The 12,098-nt window shown below is 33.0% G+C and carries 14 protein-coding genes and 1 rRNA gene; all 15 read left to right on the top strand.

The window, feature by feature from the left end:
• Positions 1-123: 123 nt before the first annotated feature.
• On the top strand, positions 124-651 hold the full coding sequence (locus A3I1_RS0106710) for a YqeG family HAD IIIA-type phosphatase (RefSeq protein WP_018370516.1): 528 nt from the start codon (positions 124-126) through the stop codon (positions 649-651).
• Positions 652-1,758 carry a ribosome biogenesis GTPase YqeH gene (gene yqeH, locus A3I1_RS0106705; protein ID WP_018370515.1) on the top strand — a complete coding sequence of 369 codons (1,107 nt, stop codon included), beginning with the start codon at positions 652-654 and terminating at the stop codon, positions 1,756-1,758.
• Positions 1,759-1,768: 10 nt separating this feature from the next.
• Positions 1,769-2,080, top strand: a complete 312-nt coding sequence (yhbY, locus tag A3I1_RS0106700; RefSeq protein WP_018370514.1) for a ribosome assembly RNA-binding protein YhbY — start codon at positions 1,769-1,771, stop codon at positions 2,078-2,080.
• A gap of 18 nt (positions 2,081-2,098) precedes the next feature.
• Positions 2,099-2,740 carry a nicotinate-nucleotide adenylyltransferase gene (locus A3I1_RS0106695; RefSeq protein WP_018370513.1) on the top strand — a complete coding sequence of 214 codons (642 nt, stop codon included), beginning with the start codon at positions 2,099-2,101 and terminating at the stop codon, positions 2,738-2,740.
• Positions 2,727-3,320, top strand: coding sequence for a bis(5'-nucleosyl)-tetraphosphatase (symmetrical) YqeK (gene yqeK / locus A3I1_RS0106690; protein ID WP_018370512.1), 594 nt, complete (start codon positions 2,727-2,729; stop codon positions 3,318-3,320). Before A3I1_RS0106695 ends, yqeK begins: the two co-directional genes overlap by 14 nt.
• Before the next feature lie 43 nt (positions 3,321-3,363).
• Positions 3,364-3,717, top strand: coding sequence for a ribosome silencing factor (gene rsfS / locus A3I1_RS0106685; protein WP_018370511.1), 354 nt, complete (start codon positions 3,364-3,366; stop codon positions 3,715-3,717).
• Positions 3,718-3,787: 70 nt separating this feature from the next.
• Positions 3,788-4,528 carry a class I SAM-dependent DNA methyltransferase gene (locus A3I1_RS0106680; protein WP_018370510.1) on the top strand — a complete coding sequence of 247 codons (741 nt, stop codon included), beginning with the start codon at positions 3,788-3,790 and terminating at the stop codon, positions 4,526-4,528.
• A complete protein-coding gene (locus tag A3I1_RS0106675) occupies positions 4,525-5,625 on the top strand; it encodes a nucleotidyltransferase (RefSeq protein ID WP_018370509.1) in 1,101 nt (366 codons plus the stop codon). Before A3I1_RS0106680 ends, A3I1_RS0106675 begins: the two co-directional genes overlap by 4 nt.
• A 101-nt stretch (positions 5,626-5,726) precedes the next feature.
• Positions 5,727-6,443 carry a YebC/PmpR family DNA-binding transcriptional regulator gene (locus A3I1_RS0106670; RefSeq protein ID WP_018370508.1) on the top strand — a complete coding sequence of 239 codons (717 nt, stop codon included), beginning with the start codon at positions 5,727-5,729 and terminating at the stop codon, positions 6,441-6,443.
• Positions 6,444-6,547: 104 nt separating this feature from the next.
• Positions 6,548-6,877 (top strand): preprotein translocase subunit YajC, encoded by a 330-nt coding sequence (yajC, locus tag A3I1_RS0106665; protein ID WP_018370507.1) that lies wholly within the window; start codon positions 6,548-6,550, stop codon positions 6,875-6,877.
• Positions 6,878-7,001: 124 nt separating this feature from the next.
• Positions 7,002-7,751, top strand: coding sequence for an isoprenyl transferase (locus A3I1_RS0106660; protein WP_018370506.1), 750 nt, complete (start codon positions 7,002-7,004; stop codon positions 7,749-7,751).
• Positions 7,752-7,763: 12 nt separating this feature from the next.
• Entirely contained in the window at positions 7,764-8,558 is a 795-nt protein-coding gene (locus A3I1_RS0106655) for a phosphatidate cytidylyltransferase (RefSeq protein WP_018370505.1), read from the top strand.
• 15 nt (positions 8,559-8,573) lie between these two features.
• Positions 8,574-9,833, top strand: a complete 1,260-nt coding sequence (gene rseP, locus A3I1_RS0106650) for an RIP metalloprotease RseP (protein WP_018370504.1) — start codon at positions 8,574-8,576, stop codon at positions 9,831-9,833.
• 27 nt (positions 9,834-9,860) lie between these two features.
• A complete protein-coding gene (locus tag A3I1_RS0106645) occupies positions 9,861-11,723 on the top strand; it encodes a proline--tRNA ligase (protein ID WP_018370503.1) in 1,863 nt (620 codons plus the stop codon).
• 283 nt (positions 11,724-12,006) lie between these two features.
• Positions 12,007-12,098 (top strand): 16S ribosomal RNA (locus A3I1_RS0106640); the annotation flags it as partial.

Raw genomic sequence — 12,098 nt, 5'->3', positions numbered from 1 at the left:
TAAAGTAATAATTTTAATCAATAATGGATGAAATGCTATTTTAAATTGATACTTATATTAAGAAGATGTTTTTTTATCTAAATTATGTTAAAATAAAAGTATTATATATTTGTGGAGAGAGATGTGAGTATAGAAGATTATATACCGACCTTTGCGGTCGAAGCTATCTATGATTTAAGGCCGGATAACTTGAGAAATCAGGGAATTCGCGCTGTGTTAGCTGACTTGGATAATACTTTGATTGCTTGGAACAATCCAGATGGGACTGCTGAGCTTCGAGCTTGGTTAGATGAAATGACTATTGCTGATATTCCTGTAGTGGTTGTTTCTAATAATAAGCATGACCGAGTTGAGCGAGCTGTTGACAAATTTGGTGTTGACTTTGTTAGTCGCGCAATGAAACCTTTTGCTAGAGGGATCAATATTGCTATTGAAAGATATGGTTTTGATCGTGATGAAGTTGTTATGGTAGGTGATCAGCTAATGACTGACATTAGGGCTGCCCATAGAGCTGGCATAAGATCTATTTTGGTGAAACCACTTGTCACATCTGATGCTTGGAACACAAAAATTAATCGTATGAGAGAACGTCGAGTACTTGCTAAAATTGAAAAAAAATATGGTAAAATCAACTATAAAAAAGGAATTTGAGTGAAAAAATTGTATTGTATTGGTTGTGGTTGCAAAATTCAAACCACTGATAAAGACAAAATCGGGTATACCCCGATATCAACACTAGAAAAAAATCATGAAATGGGTGATATCTATTGTCAGAGATGCTTTCGACTCAGACATTATAACGATATTCAAGATGTTTATTTGTCCGATGATGATTTTTTAAGATTCTTACATGATGTAGGTGAAAGCAATGCCTTGATTGTCAATGTTATTGATATTTTTGATTTTAATGGTTCTGTTATTCCTGGTTTATCAAGGTTTGTTGCTAATAATGATATTTTGCTAGTTGGAAATAAAAAAGATATTTTACCAAAATCTGTTAAAGATTTTAAAGTGACTCAATGGTTGCTAGAAAGAGCTCATGAAGAGGGTCTTCGTCCTAAAGATATTGTTTTAACAAGCGCCCAAAATCGTCAAACTATTAAAGAGTTAATCCAAAAAATTGACTTATTACGAAAAGGAAGAGATGTTTATGTTGTTGGTGTGACTAATGTTGGGAAATCCACCTTGATCAATGCCATCATCCAAGAAATTACTGGCAACAAAAATGTGATTACCACATCTCGTTTTCCAGGAACTACTTTGGATAAAATAGAAATCCCCCTAGAAGACGGGCATTACCTATTTGACACTCCTGGAGTTATTCACCGTCATCAAATGGCTCATTATTTATCAAAAAAAGATTTAATGTATGTCAATCCTAAAAAGGAAATCAAACCAAAAACATACCAACTTAATAAGGGTCAAACTATTTTTATGGCTGGTTTAGCAAGATTTGATTTTATTGAAGGAAATAAACAAGGATTTACCATTTTTGTTGAAAATACTCTCCCGTTACATCGGACAAAGTTAGAAGGTGCTGATGGATTTTATAAAAAACATCTCGGAAAATTATTAAATCCACCAAAAGTTGATCAATTAGAAACATTTCCAAATCTGATCAAGCATGAGTTTGATATCATCGATAAAACGGATATCGTTTTTGCTGGTCTTGGTTGGATTCGTATCAAAGAGAAAGCTAGAATTGCAGCTTGGGCTCCAGAAGGTGTCTCAGTCATTTTACGTAAGGCAATAGTATAAGAGGAAAAACATGGCATTAACAAGTAAACAACGAGCATTTTTAAAAAGTCAAGCACATTCTTTAAAACCGATTATTCAAATTGGCAAAAATGGCTTGAATAATCCTATTAAAACTAGTATCAGAAATGCTCTTGACGCTAGAGAACTGATTAAAGTTACCCTGCTTCAAAATACTGATGAAGATATTCATGAAGTGGCAGAGACATTAGAAGATGAAATTGGTGTAGACACTGTTTTAAAGATTGGTCGCATTTTGATTTTATTCAAAGAGTCAAGCCGAAAAGAAAATCGCAAAATTTCTGAAAAAGTAAAAATACTTTAAAGTTGTTCGGAGGTATAAATGGCAATTGAACTTTTAACACCTTTTACAAAAGTTGAATTAGAAGTAAAAACAAAAACCAACAATCGACCACAAATTGGTATTTTAGGGGGGAATTTTAATCCGGTCCACAATGCCCACTTGATTGTAGCTGATCAAGTACGTCAGCAACTTGGTCTTGACCAAGTTTTACTGATGCCTGAATACAAACCTCCACATGTTGACACAAAAACAACAATTGATGAAAAACATCGGCTTAAAATGCTTGAACTAGCCATCGAAGGTGTTAAGGGTTTAGCGATTGAGACCATTGAGCTTGAAAGAAAAGGCATCAGCTACACTTACAATACAATGGTAGAGTTGATAAAAAAAGATCCTGAAGTTGATTATTATTTTATTATTGGTGCTGATATGGTTGATTATCTACCAAAATGGTATAGAATTGATGACTTAATTCAGATGGTTCAATTTGTTGGTGTTCAACGTCCCAAGTATAAATCAGGAACTAGCTATCCAGTAATTTGGGTTGATGTCCCATTAATGGATATTTCATCTAGTATGATTCGTGATTTCATAAAAAAAGAAAGAGAGCCTAATTTTCTGTTACCTAAAACTGTCTTGGATTATATAAAAAAAGAAAGATTATATCATGACTTATCGTAAATACCTTAATATGAGTCGTGACCAACTCATAAAAAAACTTGAGCAAATAGTGACAAAAGATCGCTTAAAACATATGATAGGTGTGGAAGAAACTTGTATCCGCTTAGCACGTCTAAATGATTATGATGTTGAAAAAGCAGGTTTAACTGGTCTTCTTCATGACTATGCAAAAAACTTGTCTGATTCTGAATTTATCCATCTAATTGATAAGTATCAGCTAGATGAAGACTTGAAACAATGGAATAATAATATTTGGCATGGATTCGTTGGTAGCTATAAGATTCAAGAAGATTTGGGCATAACAGATAAAGATATTCTTCAAGCCATTAGATGCCATACAACTGGATCTAATCATATGTCTCTTCTTGATAAAATAGTCTATGTTGCTGATTATATTGAACCCAATCGTGATTTTCCAGGTGTTAAAGAAGCTAGAAAATTAGCTGAGGAATCTCTTGATAAGGCAGTTGCTTTTGAAACTGCTCAAACGATTAGTTATCTTGTCAAAAAAAGAATTCCAATCCATCCCCAGACACTTCAAACTTATAATAGATATATTCATCATTTAAACGAAAAATGATTACTTTGTTATGTTTTGGTTAAAACCTAGAGAAAGAGGAATTATGTTAGAGAAAGAAATACTACAAATCATCATATCTGCTGCTGATGAAAAAAGAGCTGAAGATATCGTAGTTTTAAATTTACAAGGATTAACAAGTATGACTGACTACTTTGTCATCATGAGTGCTACTAATAGTAGACAACTCGAAGCTATTTCAGATAATATTCGTGAGAAGGTGAAGCTTTCTGGACAAGATAGCAGTCGTATTGAAGGTGATGCTAAAGCTGGTTGGATTTTGCTTGATTTAAACAGTGTCATCGTTCATATCTTCTCAGAAGAAGAACGCTCTCACTATAATTTAGAAAAATTATGGCACGAAGCACCACTCATAGCCTTAGAAAACATTATAAACTAATTAACCTCGTTCTTAAGAACAGGTTTTTTCTGATGGTGTTGTTGGTCTGAATTATTAGAAAGATGAAACAATGATTAATTATGAAATGTTTGCTAGGATTTACGATAGTGTGATGGATGACTCTCTCTATCAAAAATGGACTGATTTTAGTCTTCGTCATTTACCTAGCGCTAAAGATAAAAAAAAGTTATTAGAATTGGCTTGTGGAACAGGTTTCCAATCTATTCACTTTGTTGAGGCAGGCTTTGATGTGACTGGATTAGATTTAAGTGCTGAAATGCTAGATATCGCTAAAAAACGACGTGATTCAAAAAATCTTGATATTACCTTTATTAAAGGGGATATGAGAGACTTATCTCAGTTGCCACAATTTAATATGGTCACTTGTTATTCGGATTCGATTTGTTATTTACAAGATGAGGTAGAAGTTGGCAATGTTTTTAAAGAGATTTATAACATATTAGATTCTGATGGTGTTTTTATTTTTGATGTTCACTCCACTTTTCAAACAGACAAAATTTTTCCTGGTTACAGTTATCATGAAAATGCTGAAGACTTTGCTTTTCTTTGGGATAGCTATGCTGATGAAGCACCTCATTCTGTTGTTCATGAGCTCACTTTTTTTGTTAAGGATAAAACCGGTGACTTTAAACGTTTTGATGAAGTTCATGAGGAAAGAACCTATGAGATACTAACTTATGATATTTTACTAGAGCAGGCTGGTTTTAAAAATATCGAGGTTTATGCAGATTTTGAGGACAAAAAGCCAGATGAAACCTCAAAACGCTGGTTTTTTGTGGCAAGAAAATGACTATTACTGGTATTGTTGCTGAATTTAATCCATTTCATTATGGTCATCGCTACTTATTAGAACAAATCTCTGGTTTGAAAATTATTGCCATGTCTGGTAATTTTATGCAAAGAGGAGAGCCTGCTATTGTTGATAAGTGGTCAAGAGCACAAATGGCTATTGAAAATGGAGCAGATATCGTTGTTGAATTGCCTTTTTTAGTGAGTGTCCAATCCGCTGATCATTTTGCTAAAGGGGCTGTTGCGATTTTAAACCAGTTAGGAATTCAAGAACTCGCCTTTGGAACGGAAGAAAACAGTTGTTATCAACAGATATTAGAAGATTATCGCACAAAACAAAAAGAGATGGAAGACTTTTTAAAAAGTCAATCACATTTAAAATCTTATCCAGAAATATCCCAAGAAATGTGGCGAAAATTTTTAGGCATAACATTTTCAAGACAAACACCTAATCATATCTTGGCACTTTCTTATATTAAGGCGATTGCACCTTATGATATTCAGCTAAAGCCTGTTAAAAGAGTGGGTTCTGGTTTTCACTCTCTTGATAAAACTGCTTTTATTGCTTCAGCTACTGCTATCAGACATCATATTGAAGATAAAGTTTTTTTAAAACAATCTACGCCAATCTGGGAAAACTTATTAAAAGAACCACATGTTTCATGGGATAACTATTTTCATTTACTTAAATATCAAATTTTATCTCACCAACATTTAACTGAAATTTATCAAGTTAATAAAGAAATGGCTAGTCGAATTAAAAAAGCAATAACAAAAGTAGATAACATAGAAGAATTGATCAACAAAGTGGTAACGAAACGCTATACTAAATCACGTGTCAGAAGACTATTAACTTATATTTTAGTCAATGCAAAAGACTGTTCACTGCCTGAGAAAATCCATGTTCTTGGATTTAGTCAAAAAGGACAGCGTTATTTATCTCAACTTAAAAACAAGGAAATGCTGATAACAAGAATTGGTAAAGAACCTTGGGATTCTATGACTCAAAAAGCAGATATTATTTATCAAATGGGAAATAAAAAAATGACACCACAAACCTATGGTCGAATTCCTATTATGGAAAAATCAATAGACTAAAAAGATTCTTGTAAAGAAAAATTGTAATGGATTATAAAGTCTTTTTTATCATAGAATTTTTGTGATATAATAATAAGGCAAAAAAATAAAGGAGATTAATAATGGGACGTAAATGGGCTAATATTGTTGCCAAAAAAACTGCAAAAGATGGAGCAAACTCAAAAATATATGCCAAATTTGGTGTCGAAATATATGTAGCGGCCAAACAAGGAGAACCAGACCCAGAATCAAATTCAGCACTAAAGTTTGTTTTAGAACGTGCAAAACAGGCACAAGTACCAAAACACATTATTGATAAAGCTATTGATAAGGCAAAAGGAAATACAGATGAAACATTTGTTGAGGGGCGCTACGAAGGTTTTGGACCAAATGGTTCAATGATTATTGTTGATACTTTAACATCTAATGTTAATCGTACAGCTGCCAATATTAGAACTGCTTTTGGGAAAAATGGTGGAAATATGGGAGCTAGTGGAGCTGTTTCTTACATGTTTGATAAAAAAGGTGTTATTGTTTTTGAAGGAACAGATCCTGAGCACATTTTTGAGATATTGCTAGAAGCTGATATCGATGTTGAAGATGTTGAGGTTGAAGATGGTAGCATCACCGTTTACACAGCCCCTACAGATTTACACAAAGGAGTTGAAGCTCTTCAAACAGAAGGGATTACAGAATTCCAAGTAACAGAGATTGAGATGATTCCTCAATCAGAGGTAACTTTGTCTGAAGAAGATTTGGAAATTGTAGAAAAATTAATTGATGCTTTAGAGTCTGATGATGATGTCCAAAAAGTTTACCATAATGTTGAGGGTTTATAATTCAAGTGAAAAATAATGTTTATCCTTGAAATTAATGGTATTGTCTTGCCTATTTGATCTTATTCTGATATAGTAAGAATGAATTTAATAGTATGGAGGAAGTTATGAATTTTAATCTTACAATGATTGGCATGTTTGCTATTTTTGTTGCTATTACCTTTTTTATGCAACACCAACAAAAAAAACAAATGCAAAAACGTTTAGATGAGCTAAAAACCATGTCAAAAGGTGATGAAGTTGTGACAATTGGAGGCATGTTTGCCCTAGTTGATGAGGTAGATAAAGACAACAACAAAGTTGTTCTTGATGCTGAGGGAGTGTATCTCACTTATGAATTAACATCAATTAAGCGTATTGTTTCTAGAGCAAATGAACAAGTACTTGCTGTTGAAGAATCTAAAGACGATACTATTGAGTCAGCTATTGAAGAATAAATGATAAAAATTTCCTCCTCGAAAGGAAATTTTTTATTTTTTATAGTTAGAAATTATTAGAAACTACTATAAAACTGAAAATATGGTAAAATAACAGTAGTATTTTAATGATTAGGATAAAATGATGTTTAATTTTTTAAAAAATAGTAAAGCAATAGAACTAGAAATAATTCCAAAACATGTTGGAATCATCATGGATGGTAATGGTAGATGGGCTAAAAAAAGAATGCAGCCACGTGTGTTTGGTCATAAGGCAGGTATGGATGCTCTTCAAGATATTACATTAATGTCTTCTGAAATAGGAGTTAAAGTATTAACTGTTTATGCATTTTCAACTGAAAACTGGTCGCGTCCTGAAGATGAAGTCTCATTTATCTTGAAGTTACCCGTGGATTTTTTTGATAAATATGTTCCAAGATTACATGAAAATAATGTCAAAATTCAAGTAATTGGAGAAAGAAATCCTCTCCCCAAAGACACTCTAAGAGCTTTGGATAATGCCTGTCAATTGACTAAAGATAACACAGGTTTAATTCTTAATTTCGCTCTCAACTATGGTGGGCGTGCTGAGTTAACACTAGCTATAAGAGAAATTTCAAAAAAAGTGAGTCAAGGTGAAATCAAACTTGAAGAAATTACTGAAAAAATGATTGCCAATCATCTAATGACGTCGGAATTACCTGATTTATACCAAAATCCTGATCTTATTATTCGAACCAGTGGTGAAATAAGACTTAGTAACTTTTTACCTTGGCAATCTGCCTATAGTGAATTTTATTTCACTTCAGTTCTTTGGCCAGATTTTAATCAAGAAGAATATACTAAAGCACTAGAGGAATTTAGTAATCGTCAAAGACGATTTGGAAAAGTTTAAGAAAGGGAAATTATGCATAAACGAATTATTTTTGCTTTAATAGCACTAGCTATTTTCATGCCATTACTATTTTTAGGAGGCATAACTTTTCAATTATTTATTGGCTTTTTATCAATGTTAGCTGTTTCAGAACTTCTTAGAATGAAACAATTAGAAGTTTTTTCGTTTGAGGGCGTTTTGGCTATGTTGGGTGCTTTTGTTTTGACTGTTCCTATTGGTAATTATCTCAACTTTTTACCCATTGATGCTAATTTTTCAGTATTTAGTTTGATTGTATTGTTACTATTTGTAGGAATCGTTTTTAATTATCCAAACTATTCTTTTGACGATGTAGTCTTTCCAGTAGCTTCAAGCTTATATGTTGGTATTGGTTTTCAAAATCTTATTATTGCACAACAATCTGGCTTTAATAAGGTGATGTTAGCTTTATTGATAATATGGGCGACAGACTCTGGTGCTTATTTAATTGGTATCCGCTATGGACGTAGAAAACTTCCAACTCCAGTATCTCCTAATAAAACCATTGAAGGAAGTCTAGGAGGAATCTTTTTTGCATTGGTTATCGCAAGTTTATTTATGCTTTTTGATGCTTCTGTTTATGCACCATACTCTTTTCCAGTGATGATGTTATTGGTTACTTTATTTAGTATTGCTGGCCAGTTTGGAGACTTAATTGAAAGTGCTATAAAACGTTACTTTGGCGTCAAAGACTCTGGTAGATTTATCCCAGGTCATGGTGGTGTTCTAGATAGATTTGATAGCATGTTGTTTGTGCTACCGCTAATGCATTTATTTGGATTATTTTAAAATGGAGAAAATGACATGACTGGTATTTTAACATTTATTTTTATTTTTGGCGTTATCGTAGTCATCCATGAATATGGACATCTCTACTTTGCTAAAAAATCAGGTATCCTGGTAAGAGAATTTTCTATTGGTATGGGGCCAAAAATTTTTGCTCATCGTGGTAAGGACGGTACAACTTATACTATTCGCCTTCTTCCTTTAGGAGGTTACGTACGTATGGCGGGTTGGGGAGATGACAAAACAGATATTAAAACCGGGGCTTTAGTGAATTTAGAATTTAACGATTCTTCAGAAATAAAACGAATTAACCTTTCTAACCATTCAATCTCGCCTAATAGTCTTCCAATGAACATTGTGTCTTATGATTTGGAAAACAAATTGGAAGTTACAGGGTTAGTTCTTGAAGAGACAAAGACATTTAAGGTAAATCACAAGGCTACTATCATTGAAGAAGACGGGACAGAAGTTTTAATTGCTCCAAAAGATGTTCAATACCAAAACGCTAGTATTTCAGGACGAATGATGACTAACTTTGCTGGTCCGATGAATAATTTTATTCTTGGAATTATTGTTTTTATCTTTTTGGCTTTTATACAAGGTGGTGTGCCAGATGAAACAACCAATCGAGTACAAGTAATACCTAATGGGCCACTAGCTCAAGCAGGAGTTGATGAAAATAGTCAGATTTTGTCTATTGAAGGAAAAACTATCTCCAATTGGCATGAATTGACACAAGGTGTAGCTGATGCTACAAAAGATTTAAATGAAGGTGCTGCCATTAGCTTGATTGTTAAAGGAGACAACGGAGAAAAAACAGTTTCTGTTGTCCCTAAAAAACATAATAGTACTTATTATATTGGTGTAACGAGAAGTTTAAAGACCAGCTTTACTGATAAACTATTCGGTGGTTTTCAAATGGCTTATACATCAGCTTTTTCCATTTTAAATGGTCTTAAAAATCTCATTTTTCATCCTGATATTAATAAACTAGGTGGTCCAGTTGCTATTTATCAATTAAGTAACCAAGCCGCAGCCTCAGGATTTTCGGACATTCTTTATTTAATGGCTATGTTATCAATGAATCTTGGAATTTTAAATCTTGTACCAATTCCAGCCTTAGACGGTGGGAAAATAGTTATGAACATCTTAGAAGCAATCAGAAGAAAACCCTTAAAACAAGAAACTGAAATGTATATTACTCTAGCAGGTGTTGTTGTCATGGTAATTTTGATGATTTCAGTGACATGGAATGATATCTTGAGAACATTCTTTTAAAATGAAATAAATAGATGGAGACAAATAATGAAACAAAGTAAAATGCTGATTCCAACACTTAGGGAAATGCCAAGTGATGCACAAGTCATTAGTCACGCTCTGATGCTTAGAGCTGGTTATGTGCGACAAGTATCATCTGGTATATATTCTTACTTACCGTTAGCTAACCGTTTAATTGAAAAATTAAAAAATATTATGCGTGAAGAATTTGAAAAAATTGGAGCTGTTGAAATGCTTACACCAGCATTATTGACAGCTGATTTATGGAAAGAATCAGGACGCTTTGATACTTATGGTCCAGATTTATATCAATTAAAAAATAGAGAGCAATCAGATTTTATTTTGGGACCGACACATGAGGAAACTTTTACCGCTTTAATGAGAGATTCTATTAAATCATACAAACAATTACCACTAACTGTATATCAAATTCAATCTAAATATCGAGACGAAAAACGACCAAGAAACGGTTTATTAAGAACACGAGAGTTCATTATGAAAGATGCCTATAGTTTTCATAGTGATTATGATAGTTTAGATGTAACATATGATGATTATAAAAATGCCTATGAAAGAATTTTTAATCGGATTGAATTAGACTTTAAAGCAATTATTGGTGATGGTGGTGCAATGGGCGGTAAGGATAGCCAAGAATTTATGGCTATCACTCCGGATAGAACTGATCTTAAGAGATGGTTAATTCTTGACAAGACTATAGCTAAAATTGATGATATTCCTAAAGATGTTTTAGAAGCAATTAAACAAGAACTAACTTCTTGGTTAATCTCGGGAGAAGATACTATTGCCTATTCAACAGAATCAAGTTATGCAGCCAATCTTGAAATGGCAAGTAGTCAATTTAAACCAACCTCAAAAGTAATAGCGATGCAAAATCTTGAAAAAGTTGAGACTCCTAATAGTAAAACAATTGAAGAAGTGGCTTCATTTTTTGGAGTAAGTCCATCAGAAACTATTAAAACACTTCTTTATTTAGCAGACAAAAAACCAATTGTTGTTCTTTTAGTTGGTAATGATCAAGTTAATGAAGTAAAATTAAAAAATTATTTGGGTGCTGATTTTTTAGAAGCAGCTACAGAAAATGATAGTAGAACGATATTAAATGTTTCTTTTGGTTCTCTTGGACCAATTGATTTACCAAATAATATTAGAATTATTGCTGATTTTAATATAAAAAACTGTACAAATACAATTACTGGCGCTAATAAAGATGGTTACCATTTTAGAAATGTTAACCCAACTAGAGATTTTGAAGCAGAGTATGCAGATTTAAGAGAAGTAAAAGAAGGTGAAATATCACCTGACGGCCTTGGAAGACTGAAATTTACAAAAGGGATTGAAATTGGACACATCTTTAAACTTGGGACAAGATATTCCGAAAGTATGGGAGCTAACATTTTAAATGAACACGGAAGTAGTCAACCACTTATCATGGGTTCTTATGGCATAGGTGTCAGTCGAATTTTATCAGCTGTCATGGAACAACACGCTAGAATTTTTGTGACAAAAACTCCAAAGGGAGATTTTCGTTATTCTTGGGGTGTTAATTTTCCAAAAGAATTGGCTCCGTATGATATTCATCTTATTACTGTTAATGTTAAAGATGAAGTAGCAGTAGAACTGACAAATAGAATTGAACATCAACTAATTACAGCCAAGTATAGTGTATTAACAGATGATCGTAATGAGAGAGCTGGTTCGAAATTTTCAGATAGTGATTTAATTGGTTTGCCAATTAGAATTATTGTCGGAAAAAAAGCTGATGATGGTATTATAGAAATCAAAATAAAATCCAGTGGTGATTCCATAGAAGTAAGTGAATCAAACTTATTAGAAACTCTTGAAATATTGACAAATATGAATAAAGTCTAATTATATTAATCATACTAGTAATGAACCAGCCCAAAAGTTTGACTTAAAACCTAATTTTTGAGTTGGTTCATAATGTTTGATAGGAAATTTCAATAAAAACATAAAAATGTATTGACAAAGCAAAGAAGAGGTGCTAGAATATAATAGTTGTCTCGAAAGAGTAATGACCTTTGAAAACTGAACAAGACAAGAAACCAAACGTGCAGGGTTAATAAAATAACCTGTCAAAAGAATCAAGAAGCAATAAATCTGTCAGAGGACAGTAATGAGTAGAGACTCAAACTTTAATGAGAGTTTGATCCTGGCTCAGGACGAACGCTGGCGGCGTGCCTAATACATGCAAGTGGAACGCATTTTGATCACCGTAGCTTGCTA

It is taken from the genome of Streptococcus marimammalium DSM 18627 (assembly GCF_000380045.1).
Classification (GTDB): Bacteria; Bacillota; Bacilli; order Lactobacillales; family Streptococcaceae; genus Streptococcus; species Streptococcus marimammalium.
This window is presented reverse-complemented; position numbering and strand designations above follow the sequence as displayed.